We start from the raw sequence: 21,917 nt of genomic DNA on the forward strand, positions 1-21,917 counted from the left end.
CGCATGGGCGGACGCGCGGTCGTGGTCGGGGGCGGGATCGGCGGGCTCGCGGCGGGCATCGGCCTGCGCGCGGCGGGCTGGGAGGTGACGGTCCTGGAGCGGTCGGCCGCGTTGCCGCACAGCGGCACCGGGCTCGGCATCTGGCCCGCCGCGATGCGCGCCCTGGACGCCCTCGGCGTCGGCGACGAGGTGCGCCGCCGGGGCAGCCGTCAGGCCGGCGGGTCGATCCGGCGTCCCGACGGCAGCCGGATCGCCGCCGTCGACGTCGGACGGCTGGAACGCCGGCACGGCGAGCCGGTGCACCTGGTCACCCGGCCGGTGCTGCTCGCCGTCCTGGCCGGCGCGCTACCCGGCCCGGCGCTGCGCCTCGGCGCCCCGGTGACCGACCCGGGGTCGCTGCTCGATTCGTACGACCTGGTGGTGGGCGCGGACGGGATCAACAGCGTGGTGCGCGCGCAGATGTACGGGCGGCGGTACCCGCTGCGGTACGCGGGCGCGGTGGCCTGGCGCGGTGTGGTCGACCTGGATCTGGCCGAGGGTGGCGAGACCTGGGGGCGGGGGCGCAAGTTCGGGCTCACCCCGGCCGGGCCGGGCCGCACCAACTGGTATGCGGCGATGCGGCTGCCCGAGGGGCGCCCGGCGCCGCCGGACGACCGCGCCGAGCTGCGCCGCCTCTTCGGCGACTGGCACCTCCCGGTGCCGGAGGTGGTCGACGCGCTGACCCCGGAGGGGATCCTGCGGCACGAGATCCGCGACCTGACGCCGCTGCCGTCGTACGTGTCCGGCCGCACGGCGCTGCTCGGCGACGCGGCGCACGCGATGACCCCGGACCTCGGGCAGGGCGCCTGTCAGGCGTTGATCGACGCGGTCGCGCTCGCCGACTGCGTACGCGACGCCGTCGACGTGCCGGCCGCGCTGCGGAAGTACGACAGGCGACGCCGGCGGCCCACGCAGCGGATCGCGGCCGGCGCGCGGTGGGCCGGGCGGCTGTCCGGCGTGCGGCGGCTGCTGCCGGTGCGGGACGCGCTGCTGCGGCTGGCGCTGGCGGCCGGTCCGCCCGCGTGACATGAGACACATCCGATACGAACCCGTTCCGTATCGAAACCGGCTCACCTACGCTCGGCAACGTTACGAGTCTGACCCGTATCGTATTTCGAACGCGGGTGAACCGGGGGGAGAACGGCAGTGGAACCACACGAGAACACCGGACACCCGAGGAGGTGGGCGATCCTCGGGGTGCTGGTGATCAGCCTCCTCGTGGTCGTCCTCGACAACACCATCCTCAACGTCGCGCTGCGCACCCTGGCCGACCCGGTGCACGGCCTCGGCGCCACCCAGGGCGAGCTGGAGTGGGCGATCAACTCCTACACGCTCGTCTTCGCCGGGCTGCTGTTCACCTTCGGCGTGCTCGGTGACCGGCTCGGCCGCCGCCGCTTCCTGATCCTCGGGCTGGCGCTGTTCGGCCTGTCCTCGCTGCTGTCCGCGTACGCGCAGGACCCGGGCCAGCTCATCGCGGCCCGCGCGCTGATGGGCGTCGGCGGCGCGGCCATCATGCCGGTGACGCTCTCGATCATCTCCAACGTCTTCGACCCGCGCGAGCGCGCCAAGGCGATCGGCGTCTGGGCCGGCGCGGTCGGCCTCGCGGTGGCGATCGGCCCGGTGCTCGGCGGCGCGCTGCTGGAGCACTTCTGGTGGGGCTCGGTCTTCCTGATCAACGTGCCGGTGGTGGCGCTCGGCGTGGTGCTCGTCGCGGCCCTGGTCCCCGAGTCGCGCGACCCGAAGCCCGGCCGGGTCGACCTGCTCGGTGTGCTGCTGTCGGTGGTCGGCCTGGTCGCGCTCACCTACGGCATCATCGACGGCGGCGAGCACGGCTTCGGCCGCCCGCAGGTCTGGGTCGCGGTGCTCGGCGGCCTCGCGGTGCTCGGCTGGTTCGTCGCCCACGAGCTGCGCAGCGACCACCCGTCGCTGGACGTACGGCTGTTCCGGGTGCCCCGCTTCGCCGCCCCGGTGGCCCTGGTCGGGCTGGTCTTCTTCGCCGCCATGGGCGTGATGTTCTTCGGCGCGTTCTATCTCCAGCTCGTCCGCGGCTACAGCCCGCTGGAGAGCGGCCTGCTGTTCCTGCCGTTCGCCGCGGCCCAGCTCATCTTCGCGCCGCGCAGCGCGGCGATGGTCCGCCGCTACGGCGGCCGGGCGGTCGCGGCCGTCGGACTGCTGCTCACCACTGTGGCGCTCGCCGCGTTCGTCTTCATCGACGCGGACACCCCGATCTGGATCTTCTCGGCGCTCGGGTTCCTCCAGGGCGCCGGGATGGCCAACATCATGCCGCCGGCCACCGAGTCGATCATGTCGTCGCTGCCCCGGGAGAAGGCCGGCGTCGGTTCCGCGGTGAGCAACACCGTGCGCCAGGTGGCCGGCGCGCTCGGCGTGGCGGTGCTCGGCTCGGTGCTCTCCGCGGTCTACCGCGACCAGGTCGGCCCGGCGGTGGCGGCCCTGCCCGCCCCGATCCGCGACGCGGCCCGCGAGTCGGTGTCCGGGGCGTACGCGGTGGCCGGCCGGCTCGGCCCCGACGCGCCGCGACTGATCGACGCGGCAAACGACTCGTTCGTCTCGGCCATGCACTGGGCGGCGGGCGCCTCCGCGGTGGTGGCCGCCCTCGGCATCGTGATCGTGCTGCGCTGGATGCCGGGCCGGCCGGTCGTCGCCCCCGACGCGACACCGGTCACCGACCGGGAGTTGGCCGGTACCGCGTAGGTTCGTGGACAATGTCTGACATGACTTCCACGGCGGATGCTCCGCGGTCGCCCGGGCGACCGCGGAGCACCCGCGCGGACGAGGCGATCGTCGACGCCACCCTCGACCTGCTGGCCGAGGGCAGCACCATAGAGTCGCTGTCCATCGAGGCGATCGCGGCCCGCGCCGGAGTCGGCAAGGCCACCATCTACCGCCGCTGGGCGGGCAAGGACGCGTTGCTGCTGGACGCGTTGCGCACGCTCAAGGGGCCCGCGCCCCGCACCGCCGGGCGCTCCGTCCGCGACGACCTGGTGCTGCTCGTCGGCGCGGTCGGCCAGCACGCCGACCCCCGGGTCCGCAAGATCATGCCCTGCCTGGTGCCCGAGGTGAACCGCAGCTCGGCCCACCGGCAGGCGTACGAGGCGATCGTCGAGCCCCGGCGCGCGGCGTTGCGCGAGGTGCTGGGCCGCGCGATCGAGCGGGGCGAGCTGCGCGCCGACCTCGACATCGAGGTGACCATGTCGCTGCTCACCGCGCCGATGCTCACCCAGCGGATGCTGCGCTGGCACCCCGAGCGCGACGAGCGGATGCTGCCCGAGCGGATCGTGGACACGGTCCTGGACGGCCTGCGGGCCCGCTGACCCGGCTCGGTCGGCCTGCCCGGCCGGGCCGCCGCCCGCCGCTCAGCGGGCGGGCGTGCGCAGCCGGTGCAGGCGCAGCGCGAGCTGCACCTCCAGCGCCCGCTCCGGCCGCTGCCAGTCCGCGCCGAGCAGGTGCCCGACCCGTTCCAGCCGCTGGGTGACCGTGTTCACGTGCACGTGCAGCTGCTCGGCGGCCCGCGCCAGGCTGCCGCCCACCCCGAAGTACGCCTCCAGCGTCTTCACCAGCGCGGTGCCCCGCCGGGCGTCGTAGTCCAGCACCGGCCCCACCGTCATGGCGAGGAACCGGGCCACGTCCCGGTCCCCGGCGTCGCCGACCGCGCCCAGCAGCAGCCCGACGAACCCCAGCTCGGCGGTGCTCGCCCCCTGCCCGGCCCGGCCCAGCGCACCGAGCGCGGACAGGCAGCGCTCCGCCTCGGCGAACGTGACGGCCAGCGACGCCGGACCGGTCGACGGCCCGCTCGCCCCGGCGGTCACCGGCCGGCCGGTCACCCGGGACAGATCCCGGGCCACCGCGCGTGCCGCGCCACCGGCGTCGTGGCCGGGCAGCATCAGCACCACCCGCCCGTCGCGCGCCGCCGCCAGGCCACCCCGGGTCGAGGCGTACGTGGTGGCCCAGGACAGCACCCGCTGCCGGGCCGAGCCGGTCTCGGCGAACGCGTCGTCGCCGACCGCCACCAGCACGTGCGGGGCGTCCAGGTCCACCCCGATCCGGCGGGCCCGCGCCCGCAGCGCGTCGGCGTCGCGCAGCGGCCGGGCGATCAGGTCGTCCAGCAGCTCGCCGCGTACCCGTCCCTCCGCCTCGGCCACGGTCCGGCGGAACAGCAGCAGCAACGCGGTCACCAGCGCGGCGCGCTCCAGGATGCGCTGGTCGGCGTCGACCAGCTCGTCGTCCGGGCGCAGCACCAGCGCGCCCAGGTTCTCCGCGCCGGCCACCACCGCGGCGTACCAGAGCGGGCCCCGGCGTACGCTGCGCCCCTCGGTACGCGACGCGGCCACCGCCTCCACGATGTCGGCCCGGTCCGGCTCCTCGATCTCGCCGACCCGGGCCAGCCGCCGGCCCTCGGCGTCCAGCGCCAGCAGCTCCCCGCCGAGCACCTCGGTGACCGCCGCCGCCACGTCCTCCATCCCGCCGCCGCGCACCACCAGGGCGGTCATCCGGTCGTGCGCCGCGGCGGCGCGCTCCACCGAACTGCTGTGCGCCCGGATGGTGCTGTTCGCCGACGACAGCTCCGCCAGCGCCGCGCGGGTCTCGGCGAGCAGCCGCGCGGTGTCGATCGCCACCGCCGCGTGCGCCGCGAGCGACACCAGCAGCGACACCTCCTCGCGGGCGAACGGCCGGGCCGAGCGGTTCGCCGCGTACAGCACGCCGATCACGCTGGACCCGAGCCGCAGCGGCACGCCGAGGATGGCCACCAGGCCCTCCTCGCCCACGCCGCCGTCGATCTCCCCGGTGTGCCGGAACCGCTCGTCCTCCTGGTAGTTCGAGGTGACGTACGGGGTGCCGGTCTGCGCGACCAGCCCGCCGAGCCCGTCGCCCAGCTCCAGCCGCAGCCGCTGGAACCGGGCCGAGATGGAGCCGTCGGTGACCCGCATGTACGTGTCGCCGCGCTCGTCGTCGTTCAGCGTCATGTACGCCACGTCGGTGCCGAGCAGGATCCGCGCCCGGTGCACGATCGCGCGCAGCACGTCGTCCAGATCCCGCAGGCCGGCCAGGTCGCTCGCGGTGTCGTACAGGCCGGACAGCTCGGTCTCCCGGCGGCGCCGACGCGCCAGCAGCGCCCGTACCCGCAGCGCCACCACCTTCGCCTGCTCCAGCTCGGCCAGCCGCTCGGCGGGCAGGCCGGCGGCGCGCGCGGCCACCAGCGGGCCCTCGAACTCGACCGCGGCGGCCTCGCGCGCCAGCAGCTCCAGGAACTCGACCGGCGACGACATGACCGACATTGTGCGCGGGGCCACTAGTTCGCCGTCCAGCCCCCGTCGAGGGCGATCGAGGTGCCGGTGAGGAACGCGGCGGGCGGGGAGCACAGGTACGCCACCAGTTCCGCCACCTCCGCCGGCTCGATCAGCCGCTTGATCGCCGCCCGGGCCAGCATGATCTTCTCGACCACCTCGTCCTCGCCGATGCCGTGGGTGGCCGCCTGGTCGGCGATCTGGCTCTCCACCAGTGCGGTGCGCACGTACGCCGGGTTGATGCAGTTGGCGGTGACGCCGTGCGCGGCGCCCTCCAGCGCGACCACCTTGGACAGGCCCTCCAGCGCGTGCTTGGCCGAGACGTACGCCGACTTGAACGGGGACGCGCGCAGCCCGTGCACCGAGGAGATGTTCACGATCCGGCCCCAGCCGTTCGCGTACATCCGGGGCAGCGCGCGGCGGATCAGCAGGAACGGCGCCTCCACCATCACCCGCTGGATGTACTCGAAGCGCTCGACCGGGAAGTCCTGCACCGGTGCGACGTGTTGCAGCCCGGCGTTGTTGACCACGATGTCGGCGTCGATGTCGAGCGCGTCCACCGCCGCCGGGTCGGCCAGGTCGATCCCGACGGCCCGGCCGCCGGTCTCGGCGGCCACCGCCTCGGCCGCCGCCACGTCGCGGTCCAGCACCACCACTGTCGCGCCGGCTGCCGCCAGGCGCAGGGCGCAGGCCCGTCCGATGCCGCCGCCACCACCTGTGACCAGCGCGGTGCGACCGGTCAGGTCGACGTGTACGACGTGGGGGACCGCCACGGGTTCTGCCGTCATGGCGCATGAACGTACGAGCCGGGTGCCCCCTGGCACATGGGGCGGCGACACATACTCCACCGCCCGCGTGTGTGGTGCGCCGCGTCACCGTCCGCGCCCGGCGTGTCCGGCCGTCCCGGTGTCGGCGGCCACCAGTAGGGTGTGTCGAACACACGTACTGCTGGCGGCTCGGGGAGGAGGCGGCGTGCGCGTGCTGGGCGTCGACCCGGGGCTGACCCGGTGCGGGGTCGGCGTGGTCGAGGGCGTGCCGGGCCGCCCCTGCACGCTCGTGGCCTACTACGTGGTCTACACCGACCCCGAGGACGACCTCGCGCTGCGCCTGCTGCACCTGGACCGCTCGCTCACCGACCTGGTCGCCGAGCACCGGCCGGACGCCGTCGCCGTGGAGCGCGTGTTCAGCCAGCACAACGTCCGCACCGTCATGGGCACCGCGCAGGCCAGCGGCGTCGCGGTGCTCGCCGGGGCCCGGGCCGGGCTGCCGGTGACGACGTACACGCCGAGCGAGGTGAAGGCGGCGGTGACCGGCTCCGGTCAGGCCGACAAGGCGCAGATGACCGCGATGGTCACCCGGCTGCTGCGGCTGCCCGAGCCGCCGAAGCCGGCCGACGCCGCCGACGCCCTGGCGCTGGCCATCTGCCACGTGTGGCGCGGCGGCACCCGGTCGAAGCTGGCCGCGGCCGCCCAACGGGCCCGACGAGGAGGGACGCGATGATCGCGAGCGTACGCGGCACGGTGACCGCCACCGGCCCGGATCACGCGGTGGTGGAGGTGGGTGGCATCGGCCTGGCCGTGCAGTGCGCCCCCGGCACGCTCGCCGACCTGCGCGTGGGCCAGCCCGCCCGGCTGGCCACCAGCCTGGTGGTCCGGGAGGACTCGCTCACCCTCTACGGCTTCGCCGACGACGACGCCAAGCAGCTGTTCGAGCTGCTCCAGACCGCCAGCGGGGTCGGTCCCCGGCTGGCCCAGGCAGTGCTCGCCGTGCACACGCCGGACGCGGTCCGCAAGGCCATCGCCAACGCCGACACCGCCGCGCTGACCCGGGTGCCGGGCATCGGCAAGAAGGGCGCCGAGCGGCTGGTGCTGGAGCTGCGCGACCGGGTCGGCCCGGTGCCGGTGGGCGCCGACGGCGCGGCCGGTGTGACCGCGGGCGCCTGGCCGGAGCAGGTCCGCCAGGCCCTCGTCGGGCTCGGCTGGACGGCGAGCCAGGCCGAGCAGGCCGTGGCCGCGGTGGGGGAGACCGTCGACGGCGAGACCCCGCCGGTGCCGGTCCTGCTCAAGCAGGCCATCCGCCTCCTGGGCCGGACTCGGTGACGGGCCCGCGCGGATGAGCGACGACAACCTGGTCTCGGCGTACGTGGACGACGCCGAGCGGGACGCCGAGGCGAGCGTCCGCCCGAAGCGGCTCGACGAGTTCATCGCCCAGCATCGCGTCCGTGACCAGCTCGACCTGCTGTTGCAGGGCGCGATGCGGCGCGGCTCCCCGCCCGACCACATCCTCCTGTCGGGCCCGCCGGGTCTCGGGAAGCCGGTGTCCGTGGAGGCTCTGGTCCTGTTGGAGAACGGATCACGGCGTCGGCTCGGTGACATCGAGGTGGGTGACCGGGTCATCACCCGAACCGGGGCGGGCGCCACCGTGCTGGCGGTGCACGAGCAGGGTGAACTGGAGTCGGTCAGGATCCGGACCACGAGCGGGCGGGATGTCGTCGCGGCACCCGACCACCCCTTCTGGACCACCGAGGGCTGGACGAAGGCGGGAGATCTCACCGACCGCGACTTCGTCGCCAACGTCCTGTGCCCGGAACTGGTCGCGGACACCGTTCAGGATGTCGCCGAGTACAAGCTCGCCGGCTATCTCATCGGCGACGGATGCACGACGAATCAGGTCACCTTCACGGGGGGTGACGAGGACGTGCTGGCCGACTTCCGGTCTGTTTGTGACCGGATCGGGCACGGCCACGTGACCAGGCCCAACAGTGCCCGCAGTTCGATGATCCGCATCTCGGGTCTTCAGCCCTGGCTGGCCGAACATGGCCTGCTCGGCAAGAACGCCTGGCAGAAGCGAGTGCCCGACTTCGTCTTCGAGGGTGACGCCTTGCAGGTGTCGGCGTTTCTCGGCGCCTACTTCGCCTGCGACGGTACGGTGAGCCGCCGGGGACGTGACCGGTACGACGTGGTCGTCGAGTTCTACAGCGTCGCACGGGGGCTGCTGGAGGACGTACAACACCTGCTGCTGCGGCTCGGTGTTCAGTCACGGCTCAAGCTCAAGCGCGGGCGTTACCAGGGTCGGCCGCACGAGTCCTGGCGATTGAGCGTCACCAGCCAGGACGATGTGGCGCGGTTCGCGCAGCGTGTGACGGTGATCGGTGAGCGAGGTCGGCGGCTCGCCGAGTGGATGCCGCGTCGAGATCGATTCGACGAACGGCTCGCCGCCGACCGGGTGGCCTCCGTCGAGGCGGTCGGCCTGCAGGAGTGCCGGTGCCTGACCGTCGACGGCGACCACACCTTCACGGTGAACGACTTCGTGGTGCACAACACGACCCTGGCCAACATCGTCGCCGCCGAGCTGGGCACCGGGATCCGGGTGACCAGCGGCCCGGCCATCGAGCGCTCCGGCGACCTGGCCGCGATCCTGACCAGCCTCGCCGAGGGTGACGTGCTGTTCATCGACGAGATCCACCGGATCGCCAAGCCGGCCGAGGAACTGCTCTACAGCGCCATGGAGGACTTCCGGGTCGACGTCGTGGTGGGCAAGGGTCCGGGCGCGACCGCGATCCCGCTCGACGTGGAGCCGTTCACGCTCGTCGGCGCCACCACCCGGTCCGGCCTGCTGACCGGCCCGATGCGCGACCGGTTCGGCTTCGTCGCGCACCTCGACTTCTACGCGCCGGCCGACCTGGAGACGCTGCTGCACCGGTCGGCCCGGATCCTCGGCGTGCCGATCACCGCCGAGGGTGCGGCGGAGGTCGCCGGCCGGTCCCGGGGCACGCCGCGCATTGCCAACCGGCTGCTGCGCCGGGTCCGCGACTACGCCGAGGTCCGCGCCGACGGCGTGGTCACGCTGGAGACGGCGCGGGCCGCGCTGGCCGTCTACGACGTGGACGCGCTCGGCCTGGACCGGCTCGACCGGGCGGTGCTGACCGCGCTCGTCGACTCGTTCCGGGGCGGCCCGGTGGGCCTGTCCACGCTCGCCGTGGCGGTGGGCGAACAGCCGGACACGGTCGAGGAGGTCTGCGAGCCCTTCCTGGTGCGGGCCGGGCTCCTGGCCCGTACCCCACGCGGGCGGGTGGCCACCGAGGCCGCCTGGCGCCATCTGGGCCGTACGCCCCCGAATGGTACATTTGGTACGGATGCCCCTCCGGGGCCCGATCTGTTCTCGGTGCAGACCGACCAGCCGTGATCCGTTCGTGATCTGTGCCGCATTCGGTCTTCTCAGGAGCAGGGACTAGACTTCGCCGCGGTTTGTACAGGACGTGAGAATCCGCTTCCGCTGCGGCGCCCTCCGGCGCCGGGGTGGAGGCCAACCGGAAGGTCTACACCGTGCTTTACGCAGCAGCGAGTGGCGGGGGAGCCGGCAGTCTGACGCCGATCCTCATGATCGCTCTGCTTTTCGTCGTCATGTACTTCATGATGATCCGTCCGCAGCAGAAGCGCCGCCGCGAGGCCGAGCAGATGCAGGCCGCACTCGCCCCGGGCGACGAGGTGGTCACCATCGGCGGCCTGCACGGCACGGTCACCGCGATCGAGGACGAGACGGTCCTGCTCGAGGTCGCCCCGGGCGTGCAGACCCGGTACGCCCGTCCCGCCGTCGCGCGGGTGATCAAGCGCTCCGAGGCGCCGGCGGCCGAGACGATCACCGAGGAAGCCGAGCCGGTCAAGGAGTGACCACCCGTCCCGGACGGGGCAGCGGATTCATCCGTACAAGTGGATAGTTGGGGTCGGCGCGCGGCGCCGGCATCCGGCCGGGCCGTGCGGCGCCCCCGCGCCGCGCTCCAGCCGGCGTGCCGTCCTCCGGTGCCGACCCGCCGGAGCAGTCGGGCGGACACCCCCGGCCCGACAGTTGTCGCCGCCGTGGAAGCGGCGCGACCGTACAGGGAGACAGGACAGCCGTGGCACCACCTCAGGGACAGATGCGGCCCGGACGGCAGCTCGCCGTGCTCGGGCTCATCTTCGTCGTCCTCTATCTATTGGTGTTCTTCTCGGGCGGCGCCAGCGGTGGCTGGAAGGACCGGTTGGAGCCCCGGCTCGGCCTGGACCTCGTCGGCGGCACCCGGCTGACGCTCGAGGCCACCAACACGGTGGACGGCAAGCCCCCGACCGCCGACAACCTCGAGGAGGCCCGCCAGATCATCGAGAGCCGGGTCAACGCCTACGGCGTGGCCGAGGCCGAGGTGGTCACCGAGGGCAACCGCAACATCGTCATCTCCCTGCCCGGCCAGAACCGGGACCTGACCGACGTCGGTGAGGCCGCCGAGCTGCGCTTCCGCAAGGTGCTCAAGGCCACCGACGGCAGCGGCGCCGCGCTCGCGCCCGCGCCGACGCCCAGCGCCACCCCGTCCGGAGCGGCCACCCCGTCGGGCAGCGCGTCGCCGAAGGCGAGCACGAGTCCCAAGGTGAGCGGGTCGCCGAGCGCCGGCGGGCAGGGCGGCATGGCCCCCACGCCGAGCGCCAGCGCCTCCGCGTCCCCGTCGGCCTCGCCGAGCGCCGGCGCGCCGAGCCCGAGCGCCAGCGCCGAGCCGGTGCCGCAGAGCATCGAGCAGCAGCGCAAGGCCGTCGAGCAGAAGGTCGGCGCGGCCGCCTGGGCCGCCGCCTCGGGCCTGCAGGCCCCGGCGGACCTCACCACCGACCCGTCGCTGGCGGACAAGCTCAAGCCGTTCGGCACGCTCTCCCCGCAGGAGGTCGCGGTCCTGCCGGTGGAGATGCAGTTCAACGTCCCGACCATCACCTGCGCCCAGCTCGACAAGCGGCCCGCCGCCTCGATCAAGGACGAGAAGCAGAAGGCGGTCGCCTGCGAGTCCGGCGCGAAGTACCTGCTGGACGTGGCAAAGGTGCTCGGCACCGACGTGAAGAACGCCTCCGCCCAGCTCGACCAGACCAGCTCCTGGGTGGTCAGCCTCAACTTCACCGGCGGCGGCCAGGAGAAGTGGACCGCGCTGACCCGCGAGGCGTTCACCAACGAGGGCCAGGCCTGCGACCAGACCGCGCTCGGCCAGGACGGCAAGTGCCGGGTCGCCGTGGTGCTGGACAACGAGATCGTCTCGTCCCCGGAGATCCAGGGCGTGCTGACCGGTGACTCGCAGATCACCGGCAGCTTCGACAACAAGGCCGCGAACGCGCTCGCCAGCCAGCTGCGCTACGGCGCGCTGCCGGTCACGTTCGAGCCGCAGGAGCAGCAGAACGTCACCGCGACGCTCGGTGACAGCCACCTCAAGGCGGGTCTGCTGGCGGCCGGCATCGGCATGCTGCTGGTCATCATCTACTCGTTCTTCTACTACCGCCTGCTCGGCTCGGTCATCTTCCTGAGCCTGGTGCTCTCCGCGCTGCTGGTCTTCGGCGCGCTGGTGGTGCTCGGCCGGTCGATCGGCTTCACGCTCACGCTCGCCGGCATCGCCGGCATGATCGTGTCGCTGGGCGTCGCCGCGGACTCGTTCGTCATCTACTTCGAACGACTGAAAGACGAGATCCGGGAGGGCCGCAGTCCACGCAGCGCGGTGCCGCGCGCCTGGATCCGGGCCCGCCGGACGATCATCTCGGCCAACGCCATCACGCTGATGTCGGCAGTGGTCCTCTACATCGTGTCCGTCGGCGCGGTGAAGGGCTTCGCCTTCGCGCTCGGCCTGGCGACCGTGCTCGACCTGCTCGTCGTGTTCCTCTTCCGCCACCCGATCATGACGATGTTCGCCCGGACCCGGGCGTTCCTGTCGCCGCGGGTCAGCGGTCTGGGCCGGGCGCTGCCGGCCCGGTCGGCCGAGCCGGGCACCGCCCGCAACCCGCGTGTGAAGGAGGCCTGAGATGGCTAAGAGCGGTCTGGCCGCCCGGCTCTACCGGGGCGAGGCGGATCTCAACATCGTCGGGCGGCGCAAGCTGTGGTTCGGCGTGGCCGGCGTGCTCGTGCTGATCGCCGTGCTGAGCTTCGCGATCAGCGGCTTCAAGCTGGGCATCGAGTTCGCGGGCGGCAACTCGTTCCAGGTGCCGGCCAGCGTCGGCACGCTGGACCAGGCCGAGCGGACCGTCGACGAGGTGCTGGTCGACGAGGCACCGGGCGTCGAGGTGGTCAGCGCCCAGAAGGTCGGCGGCACCAGCGGCGAGTTCTACGAGATGCGCACCGGCCAGCTCTCCGCCGAGCAGGCCAACGCGGCCAAGACCGCGATGGCGCAGGAGTTCGGCATCCCGGCCGACCAGATCAGCGGCAGCCAGGTCTCCGAGGCCTGGGGCAGCCAGGTCACCTCGCGCGCCTTCCTCGGCCTGGTGATCTTCATCGCGGTGGTGTCGATCTACCTGGTGCTGCGCTTCGAGTGGCGGATGGCGGCCGCCGCGATCGTCTCGCTGCTGACCAACCTGGCCCTGACCGCCGGCATCTACTCGATCGTCGGCTTCGAGGTCACCCCGTCGACGATCATCGGCTTCCTCACGATCCTGGGCTTCGCGCTCTACGACGTGGTGGTGGTCTTCGACAAGGTGCAGGAGAACACACGCGGCATCACCGCGAACAACAACGTCACCTACGGCGAGGCGTCCAACCTGGCGCTCAACCAGAGCCTCATGCGTTCGCTGAACACCTCGGTGGTGGCGCTGCTGCCGGTCGGCGGCCTGCTCTTCATCGGCGCCGGCCTGCTCGGTGCGGGCACGCTGAAGGACCTCGGCCTGGTGCTGTTCGTCGGTATGGCGGTGGCGTTCCTGACCTCGATCGTGCTGGCCACGCCGCTGCTGGTGCTGCTGAAGAACATGGACCCGCGGATCAGCGCCCACAACAAGCGGGTGCTGTCCCGCCGGGCCGCGCTCGCCCGGGGCGAGATCACGCCGAAGGGCCCGCGTACCGCAGCGCCGGCCGCCGACGCGCCGATCGACCCGGAGGCGGCGGCGTTGGCCGGTGCCGCACCCAAGGTGGGTGCCCGGCCGGCGGGCAAGCGCCCCAGCGGCGCCCGCGGCGGCCGTCCCGCAGGTGGCGGCGGCAACCGGCCCGGCGGCAAGCGCCGCTGACCGCAGGGCCGGACGGAATCGGTCCGACGGCGTCCGTCATGCTGATGTCACGGCATGACGGACGCCGTCGTCGTTTCGAGAGGACATGGGACGCACAGTGACGGAGACCCACACCGCAGGGGTACGGGGAGACAGCGGCCCGGAGGTCGCCCAGCTCGTCGCCAGCCGGTTGCTGGACGTGCCGGACTTCCCCAAGCCGGGTGTCGTGTTCAAGGACCTGATGCCGCTGTTCGCCGACGGTGAGGCGTTCCGGGCGGTGATCGACGGCATCATCGCCTACCACGGGCCGGAGTCGTTCGACACTGTCGCCGGCATCGAGGCGCGCGGGTTCGTGCTGGCGGCGGCGGTCGCGTACGCCACCGGCGTCGGCGTGGTGCCGGTGCGCAAGGCCGGCAAGCTGCCCCGGGCCACCCACTCCGCCTCCTACGCGCTGGAGTACGGCGAGGCGACGCTGGAGGTGCACCAGGACGCGTTCACCGCCGGTCACCGGGTGCTTGTGCTCGACGACGTGCTCGCCACCGGCGGGACCGCCGAGGCCACGCTCGACCTGGTGGAACGGGCCGGCGGGACGGTGGCCGGGTTCACCGTGCTGCTGGAGCTGGGCTTCCTCGAGGGCCGTAAGCGGCTGGCCCAGCGCCCGGTCCATGCCCTGTTGACCGTTTGACCAGGCCGGCCCGTCGGGCCGGTCGGTGCCGACCGTCCGGGGGAGCGGTGGCGTACCCTGCGTACGGGTAGCATTGCCCTTTGCCCGACCCGGCCGAGATCTCCGGGGCGGCGAAGGCGCCGGGGCCCGGCCCCGGTGACCGCGTGGAACAACACCGGCCCCCGGGCCGGTTGAACCAGACGTCGGCCGGACGGCCGGCGCATTCCGGCGAGCGGTGAGGAGGCCGGTGTCCCACGATGTCGTCCCTCCGGTGGAGGGCACGGTGCACCCGACAGGCGACGCGGACGGCTCGGTGACCGAGCGCAGCGGCAACCCGCAGGCCCGGGCGACCGGCGCCACCGGCGGCGCGCCCGATGCGACGGCCGACGGCGGGGCGGTCGTGGTGCCGTTCCCGACCGAGGGTTCCACCGAGTCCACGCCCGGCAGCGGGTTCGCCCTCTCCAACGCGCCCACCGGCCGGCGGGTACGCGCCCGGCTGGCCCGGTTCAACGCGCCCTGGCAGACCTCGCAGGTCAGTGAGGTGCTGGAGCCGCTGATCGCGACGCACCGGGAGAACCACCCCAAGGCCGACGCGCGGCTGCTCCAGCGCGCCTTCGACACGGCCGCGCGGTGGCACTCGGGGCAGTACCGTAAGTCCGGCGACCCCTACATCACGCACCCGCTCGCGGTGGCGACCATCCTGGCGAACCTGGGCATGGACACCACCACGCTGGTCGCGGCGCTGCTGCACGACACCATCGAGGACACCGAATACACGCTCGACCAGATGCGCGCCGACTTCGGCGGTGAGGTCGCGCTGCTCGTCGACGGCGTCACCAAGCTCGACAAGGTCAAGCTCGGCGACGCGGCGAAGGCCGAGACCATCCGCAAGATGGTCGTCGCGATGGCGAAGGACCCGCGGGTCCTGGTGATCAAGCTGGCCGACCGGCTGCACAACATGCGGACCCTGACCTTCCTGCCCCGCCCGAAGCAGGAGCAGAAGGCCAAGGAGACGCTGGAGATCCTGGCCCCGCTGGCGCACCGCCTCGGTATGAACACGATCAAGTGGGAGCTGGAGGATCTCGCCTTCGGCACGCTGTTCCCGAAGCGGTTCGAGGAGATCAACCGGCTGATCGGGGAACACCAGCCGCAGCGCGAGGCGCTGCTGCGCCAGGTGACCCAGAAGGTGTCCACCGACCTGAAGGCCGCCAAGATCAAGGCGGAGACGACCGGGCGGCCGAAGCACCTCTACTCGATCTACCAGAAGATGATCGTGCGGGGGCGCGACTTCAACGACATCTACGACCTGGTCGGTGTGCGGATCCTGGTCGACACGGTTCGTGACTGCTATGCGGCGCTGGGGGTCATCCACGCCAACTGGCAGCCGGTGCCGGGCCGGTTCAAGGACTACATCGCCATGCCCAAGTTCAACATGTACCAGTCGTTGCACACGACTGTCATCGGGCCCACCGGCAAGCCGGTGGAGATGCAGATCCGCACGTACGCGATGCACCGCACCGCCGAGTTCGGCATCGCCGCGCACTGGAAGTACAAGGAGCACAAGGGCACCCCGGTGGTGGGCCCGCCGGCGCACATCGACGAGATGACCTGGCTGCGGCAGCTGCTGGACTGGCAGCGCGAGGCGGCCGACCCGAGCGAGTTCCTGGACGCGCTGCGGTTCGACCTGTCCAGCCAGGAGGTGTACGTCTTCACCCCGAAGGGTGACGTCATCCCGCTGCCCACCGGGTCGACGCCTGTCGACTTCGCGTACGCGGTGCACACCGAGGTCGGGCACAAGTGCATCGGCGCGCGGGTCAACGGCAAGCTGGTGCCCCTCGAATCGACGCTGTCGAACGGCGACGTGATCGAGATCTTCACGTCGAAGTCCGACACGGCCGGCCCGACGCAGGACTGGCTGGGCTTCGTCAAGAGCCCGCGCGCCCGTACGAAGATCCGCCAGTACTTCAACAAGGAGCGGCGCGAGGAGGCGATCGAGGCCGGCAAGGACGCGATCGTCAAGGCGATGCGCAAGCAGGGCATGCCCCTGCAGCGGATGCTCACCTCGGACGCGCTGATGGCCATCGCCCGCGACCTGCACCTGGCCGACGTGGCCTCGCTGTACGCGGCGGTCGGCGACAGCCAGGTCTCCGCGCAGTCGGTCGTGCAGAAGCTGATGGCGTCCTACGGCGGCGAGGAGGGCGCGGCGGAGGACATCGCCGAGACCGCCGTCGCCACCCGGCCGCCGCGCAGCCGGCAGAGCAGCGCCGACCCGGGCGTGGTGGTCCGCGGCGTCAGCGACGTCTGGATCAAGCTGGCCCGCTGCTGCACGCCCGTGCCGCCGGACTCGGTGTTCGGGTTCGTCACCCGCTCCGGCGGGGTCAGCGTGCACCGGGACGACTGCGCCAACGCCGAGGACCTGCGCGCCCAGCCCGAGCGGGTGGTCGAGGTGAGCTGGAAGCTCACGTCCGCCTCCACGTTCCTGGTGGCGATTCAGGTCGAGGCGCTGGACCGGCACAAGCTGCTCGCCGACGTGACGCGGGTGCTGTCCGAGGAGCGGGTGAACATCCTCTCCGCGACCGTCACCACCACGCGCGACCGGGTGGCGGTGAGCCGGTTCAGCTTCGAGATGGCCGACCCGAAGCACCTCGGCCACCTGCTGGCCACCGTGCGCAAGGTCGACGGCGTGTTCGACGCGTACCGGGTCACCTCGGGGGCCTGAGCCACCACGCACGCGAAAGCGCCCGCCGGCTGCGATCAGCCGGCGGGCGCTTCGTTGTCGTACGGGTGCGGTCAGCCGCCCTCGACCGGGCTCATCGTCACCTTGGTCATGGTGATCTCCTTCTTCGGGTGACCACCGCCGGCCTGCTTGGCGAACGCGCCGTCGTCACCGGCCGCGGCGACCTGCTTCACCACGTCCATGCCACCGGTGATGGTGCCCAGCACCGTGTAGTTCGGGTCGAGCGGCGAGTCGCCGTACACGATGAAGAACTGGCTGCCGGTGCTGCCCGGCTGGCCGGAGTTGGCCATCGCGATGACACCGTCCGGGTACGGCGGGCGCTTGTCGGTGGGGAGGTTCTCCTCGGCCAGGTTGTACGACGGGCCGCCGGTGCCGTCGGTGTCCCGCCAGCCCTTGCCGGTGGCGCTCGGGTCGCCGCACTGCAGGACCTTGATGCCCTCGGTGACCAGCCGGTGGCACTTGGTGTTGTCGAAGAAGCCCTTGCTCGCCAGGTGCGTGAAGCTGCCGGCGGTGCAGGGCACCTTGGCGCGGTCGATCTTGGCGGTGATCGGGCCCAGGTTGGTGTCGATCGTCATCGTCTGGGAGCCCTTGCCGGCCTGCTGGGCCGGCGGGAGGCCGACGTCCTTGATCTGCGGCGGCCGGCCCTCCTTGGGCACCTCCGTGTACGCACACTGCACGGCGTCGGCCCCGGCGGCGGTGCCGCCCTGCTTCTCGTCGTCGTCGCCGAGCGCGGCGACGAGCCAGACCGTGCCGGCCACGACGAGCACCAGCACGGCTGCGGCCCCGACGATCGCCTGGGTCTGCCGGCGCTTACGGGCCCGGCCGGCCCGTTCCGCCATCTCCCGCTCGAGCTTGGCCCGCGCCGCCGCGCGCTGGCGGTCTCTGGTGGACGTCACGGTCACTCCTCACCTGCTGCGTATGGGGTCGGCGCGCGCGCCGCCGGATCACGTGTGTGGGTCACCGGCGGCGGGCCGCCGGATCGAGTTGTCGGGTCAGCCCGCGCTGGCGCTGGGCGAGGGCGCGGGGCTTTCGGCCGGCGCCGCGCCGGGCTCGCCGACTGTGACGCTCTGGACCAGCACCTGCGTCTTCGGCTTGACCTTGGCGCCGTTGCCATTGTCCTCCGTCGGCATGGCGCCGATCTTCTCCACCACGTCGAGCCCGCCGGTGACCTTGCCGACCACCGAGTAGGCCGGCTTGGCCGGGCTGGCGTCCTTGAAGAAGATCAGGAACTGACTGCTGTTGCTGCCGGGCGGGTTGCCGATCATGGCGACCGTGCCCTTCGGGTACGTCGCCGGCTGCCCGGGCGCCGGCGAGGCCGACGGGCTGGGCTCCGGCGCGGCCGGGACGTTCTCGTCGTAGAACGAGTAGGTCGGGCCGCCGAGCCCGGTGCCGGTCGGGTCACCGCAGCGCAGCGCGCCCTCGGCGGTGATCTCGTGGCAGGTGGTGTTGTCGAAGAACGACCGGCCGGCCAGGTAGCTCAGGCTCGCCGCGCCGCACGGCGCGTCGGTCTGGTCCAGCTCGACGGTGATCGGCCCACCCTGGTTGGTGGTGATCGTCATCGGGCGGGTGCCCGAGGTCGGCAGGCCCGTGGTGGGCGGCTGGCCGACGTCCTTGAGGTTGGTGTTGACGGCGCCGTCCTCGGCGGTCCAGAGACAGACGTCATCGGCGGCCTTCTTCTCCGGCTCGGAGTCGAACGCGCCGAGTGCCCAGGCCGAGCCGGCCACGATCAGCACGAGCACCACCGCGGCGCCCACACCGGCCCGGATCTGCCGGCGGCGCTTCGCGACCGCCGCCCGCCGGGCGAGCTGCCGGTCGAGCTTGGCGCGCGCCAGTTTGCGCTGCCGGTCCCTGCTGGAAGCCACGTGCGCTCCCCTTCCTCTGCCTGATCGCCGCCGGCGCCGGGCGCCGTCCGCCGTTCCGATCGGGGTGCGCCACGCCACACGCCCGCCAGAGTGTACGGGTAGCGACTGTGAAAGTGGTGTACGAGGTCCCGTCATCTCAGCCCGGCCGGCTCGGACGGGGCCGGTGGCGGACGGAACTCGCTCGCCGCTACGACTAGGCTGCAAGCAGACGACGACCGGACGGAAAGGGGAGCGACGTGCTCGTGGCCGGCTTTCCCGCGGACGCCTTCGGCACCAACTGCTATGTGGTGGCGACCGGGCCGGGGGAGCAGTGCGTGGTGGTCGACCCCGGCATCGGGGTGCTCGACCGGCTCGACGCCGTGCTGGCCGAGCACCGCCTGCACCCGGCCGCCGTGCTGCTCACCCACGGCCACCTGGACCACACCTTCTCCGTCGCCCCGGTCTGCGGCGCGCGGGGCATCCCCGCCTACGTCCACCCGGAGGACCGGGAACTGCTGGCCGACCCGAGCAAGGCGCTGTCGATGGACCTGACCCAGCTGTTCGGTGGCCGGCTGCCGTACGCCGAGCCGGACGACGTGGCCGAGCTGACCGACGGCGCGACGCTGTCGCTGGCCGGGTTGGAGATCACCGTCGACCACGCCCCGGGCCATACCGGCGGGTCGGTGCTGTTCCGGTTGCCGGGCGCCGGCTCGCCCTGGGAGGCGGAGCAGATCTGCCTCTCCGGTGACGTGCTGTTCGCCGGCTCGATCGGCCGCACCGACCTGCCGGGCGGCAGCATGCCCCGCATGCTGTCCAGCCTGCGGGAGAAGGTTCTCCCGCTGGCCGACGACACAGTCGTCCTGCCCGGCCACGGCCCCCGGACCACCATCGGCCGCGAGCGCGCGACCAACCCGTACCTCGTCGAGGTGGCGGGCACCGGCGGCGCGCGCCCGGCCGCGCCCACCCGCGGCCTCTGACCGCCGCGGCCCACGACGTTCGCCCGCGCGCCGCGCGGGATCGAGGAGTACGCCATGAGCAAGCCCACGCCCATCTCCGGCTTCCCCGAGTGGACGCCGGCGCAGCGGATGATCGAGCAGTTCGTGCTCGACCGGATCCGCGCGACGTTCGAGCTGTACGGCTTCGCGCCGCTGGAGACCCGCTCGGTCGAGCCGCTGGACCAGCTCCTGCGCAAGGGTGAGACCTCCAAGGAGGTCTACCTGCTGCGCCGGTTGCAGGCCGACACCGACGGCCCGGCCGGTGACGACGCGCTCGGCCTGCACTTCGACCTGACCGTGCCGTTCGCCCGCTACGTGCTGGAGAACGCCGGCAAGCTCCAGTTCCCGTTCCGCCGCTACCAGATCCAGAAGGTGTGGCGGGGTGAGCGCCCGCAGGAGGGCCGGTACCGGGAGTTCCTCCAGGCCGACATCGACATCGTCGACCGGGACACCCTGCCGGCCCACTACGAGGCCGAGATGCCGCTGGTCATCGGCGACGCGCTGCGGTCGCTGCCGATCCCGCCGGTGCGTATCCAGGTCAACAACCGCAAGATCTGCGAGGGGTTCTACCGGGGCATCGGGCTGACCGACGCGGAGGCGGCGCTGCGCGCCGTCGACAAGCTCGACAAGATCGGTCCGGCCGGGGTCACGGAGCTGCTGGCGAGCACCGCCGGGGCGAGCGAGGCGCAGGCCAAGGCGGTGCTGGCGCTGGCCGAGATCTCCGCGCCGGACGCGTCCTTCGCCGACGCGGTGCGCGGCCTCGGGGTGAGCGACCCGCTGCTCGACGAGGGCGTCGCGGAGCTGACCGCCGTGGTGGAGACCGCCGCCGCGCACGCGCCCGGCCTCTGCGTGGCCGACCTGCGCATCGCCCGGGGCCTGGACTACTACACGGGTACGGTCTACGAGACGCAGATGATCGGCTACGAGCGGTTCGGCTCGATCTGCTCCGGCGGCCGGTACGACAACCTGGCCAGCTCGGGCAACGTCCGGTTCCCCGGCGTGGGCATCTCGATCGGGGTGACCCGGCTGCTCGGCCTGCTGTTCGGCGCCGAGGCGCTGTCGGTGTCCCGTTCGGTGCCCACCTGCGTGCTGGTGGCGGTCACCGCCGAGGAGGACCGGGCGGCGAGCGACGCGGTCGCGGCGGCGCTGCGCTCGCGCGGTGTGCCCACCGAGGTGTCCCCGTCGGCGGCCAAGTTCGGCAAGCAGATCCGGTACGCCGAGCGGCGCGGCATTCCGTACGTCTGGTTCCCCGGCGCGGACGGCGACGAGGTCAAGGACATCCGTTCCGGCGAGCAGGTGGCCGCCGCGGCGGGGGAGTGGACGCCGCCCCGGGCGGACCTGAAGCCGCTGGTCGGCCCGGCCGGCACTGGCGTCTGAAGACGTTTCGACCTACGGTGGCGTAAGTTACGCCACCGTAGGGAGAACGTCGTGACCGTGCTCAGCCAGACCGCTCTGCTCACCGAACTCGAGCCGGTGGTCGAGAAGAACCTCGACCGCCACCTGTCGCTGGCCAAGGAGTGGTTCCCGCACGAGTACGTGCCGTGGAGCGAAGGCCGCACCTTCGACGGCCCGCTGGGCGGCGAGGCCTGGTCGCCGGAGGACTCGACGCTGCCCGAGGTGGCGCGTACCGCGCTGATCGTCAACCTGCTCACCGAGGACAACCTGCCCTCGTACCACCACGAGATCGCCACGCTGTTCGGGCGCGACGGCGCGTGGGGCACCTGGGTGCACCGGTGGACCGCGGAGGAGGGGCGGCACGGCACGGCGATCCGCGACTACCTCACGGTGACCCGGGCGGTGGACCCGGTGGCCCTGGAGCGGGCCCGCATGGTGCACATGTCGGCCGGCTACCAGAACGTCCACGACCAGGAGATGCTGCACTCGCTGGCGTACGTGTCGTTCCAGGAGCTGGCCACCCGCATCTCGCACCGCAACACCGGCCGGGCCACCGGCGACCCGACGTGCGAGGCGCTGCTGGCCCGGGTGGCGGCGGACGAGAACCTGCACATGGTCTTCTACCGCAACCTGCTGGCTGCCGCGTTCGAGGTGGCGCCGTCGCAGGCCATGCGCGCCGTCGCCGACGTGCTGGCCAACTTCCAGATGCCCGGCGTGGGCATCGACGGCTTCGCCCGCAAGTCGGTGGCGATCGCGCTGGCCGGCATCTACGACCTGCGCCAGCACCGCGACGACGTGGTGATGCCGGTGCTGCGGCAGTGGAACCTGTTCGACGTGACCGGCCTGAACGCCGACGGCGAGGCCGCCCGCGAGCAGATCGCCGCCCAGCTGGACACCCTGGAGACCCAGGCGTCCCGCTTCGAGGAGAAGCGAGCAGCCCGAGCCGCCCGCCTAGCCGCCGCCCGCTGACCCCACCCCA

Annotated in this window: 18 protein-coding genes and 2 pseudogenes; 16 read left to right on the plus strand and 4 right to left on the minus strand. The window is 72.7% G+C overall.

Going from position 1 to position 21,917, the window contains the following annotated elements:
* The 3 genes from F8279_RS22430 to F8279_RS22440 form a co-directional block, all read left to right on the plus strand.
* Positions 1-1,065: FAD-dependent monooxygenase (locus tag F8279_RS22430; protein ID WP_225853376.1), on the plus strand; the 1,065-nt coding region annotated here is incomplete at its 5' end.
* A 120-nt stretch (positions 1,066-1,185) separates the two neighbouring features.
* The gene (locus tag F8279_RS22435) at positions 1,186-2,751 is read left to right on the plus strand and encodes an MFS transporter (protein ID WP_151500958.1); all 1,566 of its coding nucleotides are present in this window, start codon (positions 1,186-1,188) and stop codon (positions 2,749-2,751) included.
* An 11-nt stretch (positions 2,752-2,762) separates the two neighbouring features.
* Complete coding sequence (locus F8279_RS22440; RefSeq protein ID WP_091424205.1) at positions 2,763-3,371, plus strand: TetR/AcrR family transcriptional regulator; 609 nt, start codon at positions 2,763-2,765, stop codon at positions 3,369-3,371.
* A 42-nt stretch (positions 3,372-3,413) separates the two neighbouring features.
* Here the strand turns inward: F8279_RS22440 and F8279_RS22445 are convergent, their stop codons facing one another.
* Positions 3,414-5,333, minus strand: a complete 1,920-nt coding sequence (locus tag F8279_RS22445) for a helix-turn-helix domain-containing protein (RefSeq protein ID WP_151500959.1) — start codon at positions 5,331-5,333, stop codon at positions 3,414-3,416.
* A 14-nt stretch (positions 5,334-5,347) separates the two neighbouring features.
* Positions 5,348-6,130 carry a 3-hydroxybutyrate dehydrogenase gene (locus tag F8279_RS22450; RefSeq protein WP_151500960.1) on the minus strand — a complete coding sequence of 261 codons (783 nt, stop codon included), beginning with the start codon at positions 6,128-6,130 and terminating at the stop codon, positions 5,348-5,350.
* A gap of 184 nt (positions 6,131-6,314) precedes the next feature.
* Between F8279_RS22450 and ruvC the strand changes: the two genes are divergently transcribed.
* The 10 genes and pseudogenes from ruvC to F8279_RS22495 all read left to right on the plus strand — a co-directional run bounded on the left by ruvC (position 6,315) and on the right by F8279_RS22495 (position 16,689).
* Complete coding sequence (ruvC, locus tag F8279_RS22455; RefSeq protein ID WP_091424213.1) at positions 6,315-6,842, plus strand: crossover junction endodeoxyribonuclease RuvC; 528 nt, start codon at positions 6,315-6,317, stop codon at positions 6,840-6,842.
* Positions 6,839-7,441 (plus strand): Holliday junction branch migration protein RuvA, encoded by a 603-nt coding sequence (gene ruvA / locus F8279_RS22460; protein WP_091424215.1) that lies wholly within the window; start codon positions 6,839-6,841, stop codon positions 7,439-7,441. The genes ruvC and ruvA overlap by 4 nt, the downstream gene beginning before the upstream one ends.
* A gap of 13 nt (positions 7,442-7,454) precedes the next feature.
* Positions 7,455-7,655, plus strand: a pseudogene (locus F8279_RS22465) (Holliday junction branch migration DNA helicase RuvB); the annotation flags it as partial.
* A gap of 117 nt (positions 7,656-7,772) precedes the next feature.
* Positions 7,773-8,471 (plus strand): annotated as a pseudogene (locus tag F8279_RS30990) (LAGLIDADG family homing endonuclease); the annotation flags it as partial.
* Positions 8,472-8,522: 51 nt separating this feature from the next.
* Complete coding sequence (gene ruvB / locus F8279_RS30710; RefSeq protein WP_225853377.1) at positions 8,523-9,527, plus strand: Holliday junction branch migration DNA helicase RuvB; 1,005 nt, start codon at positions 8,523-8,525, stop codon at positions 9,525-9,527.
* 140 nt (positions 9,528-9,667) lie between these two features.
* The gene (gene yajC, locus F8279_RS22475) at positions 9,668-10,012 is read left to right on the plus strand and encodes a preprotein translocase subunit YajC (RefSeq protein WP_175438799.1); all 345 of its coding nucleotides are present in this window, start codon (positions 9,668-9,670) and stop codon (positions 10,010-10,012) included.
* Positions 10,013-10,236: 224 nt separating this feature from the next.
* Positions 10,237-12,138, plus strand: a complete 1,902-nt coding sequence (gene secD, locus F8279_RS22480; RefSeq protein ID WP_175438800.1) for a protein translocase subunit SecD — start codon at positions 10,237-10,239, stop codon at positions 12,136-12,138.
* A gap of 1 nt (position 12,139) precedes the next feature.
* The gene (gene secF / locus F8279_RS22485; protein WP_091424224.1) at positions 12,140-13,327 is read left to right on the plus strand and encodes a protein translocase subunit SecF; all 1,188 of its coding nucleotides are present in this window, start codon (positions 12,140-12,142) and stop codon (positions 13,325-13,327) included.
* 97 nt (positions 13,328-13,424) lie between these two features.
* Positions 13,425-13,991, plus strand: coding sequence for an adenine phosphoribosyltransferase (locus tag F8279_RS22490; RefSeq protein WP_091424226.1), 567 nt, complete (start codon positions 13,425-13,427; stop codon positions 13,989-13,991).
* A 250-nt stretch (positions 13,992-14,241) separates the two neighbouring features.
* Entirely contained in the window at positions 14,242-16,689 is a 2,448-nt protein-coding gene (locus F8279_RS22495; RefSeq protein ID WP_175438810.1) for a bifunctional (p)ppGpp synthetase/guanosine-3',5'-bis(diphosphate) 3'-pyrophosphohydrolase, read from the plus strand.
* A gap of 71 nt (positions 16,690-16,760) precedes the next feature.
* On the opposite strand, the gene F8279_RS22500 is transcribed toward F8279_RS22495, so the two are convergent.
* Together F8279_RS22500 and F8279_RS22505 are read right to left on the minus strand one after the other, a co-directional pair.
* A complete protein-coding gene (locus tag F8279_RS22500; protein ID WP_151500961.1) occupies positions 16,761-17,603 on the minus strand; it encodes a peptidylprolyl isomerase in 843 nt (280 codons plus the stop codon).
* Positions 17,604-17,699: 96 nt separating this feature from the next.
* The gene (locus F8279_RS22505; RefSeq protein ID WP_091424231.1) at positions 17,700-18,569 is read right to left on the minus strand and encodes a peptidylprolyl isomerase; all 870 of its coding nucleotides are present in this window, start codon (positions 18,567-18,569) and stop codon (positions 17,700-17,702) included.
* Between the two features lie 236 nt (positions 18,570-18,805).
* Here F8279_RS22505 and F8279_RS22510 point away from each other — a divergent pair, with 236 nt between their 5' ends.
* The 3 genes from F8279_RS22510 to F8279_RS22520 are packed head-to-tail and all read left to right on the plus strand — an operon-like array spanning position 18,806 to position 21,907.
* Positions 18,806-19,525 carry an MBL fold metallo-hydrolase gene (locus tag F8279_RS22510; RefSeq protein WP_151500962.1) on the plus strand — a complete coding sequence of 240 codons (720 nt, stop codon included), beginning with the start codon at positions 18,806-18,808 and terminating at the stop codon, positions 19,523-19,525.
* Between the two features lie 54 nt (positions 19,526-19,579).
* Complete coding sequence (gene hisS / locus F8279_RS22515; protein WP_091424240.1) at positions 19,580-20,920, plus strand: histidine--tRNA ligase; 1,341 nt, start codon at positions 19,580-19,582, stop codon at positions 20,918-20,920.
* Positions 20,921-20,971: 51 nt separating this feature from the next.
* The gene (locus tag F8279_RS22520; protein ID WP_151500963.1) at positions 20,972-21,907 is read left to right on the plus strand and encodes an acyl-ACP desaturase; all 936 of its coding nucleotides are present in this window, start codon (positions 20,972-20,974) and stop codon (positions 21,905-21,907) included.
* Positions 21,908-21,917 lie beyond the last annotated feature (10 nt).

The sequence above is a fragment of the Micromonospora sp. AMSO1212t genome (assembly GCF_008868145.1).
Lineage (GTDB): Bacteria > Actinomycetota > Actinomycetes > Mycobacteriales > Micromonosporaceae > Micromonospora > Micromonospora tulbaghiae.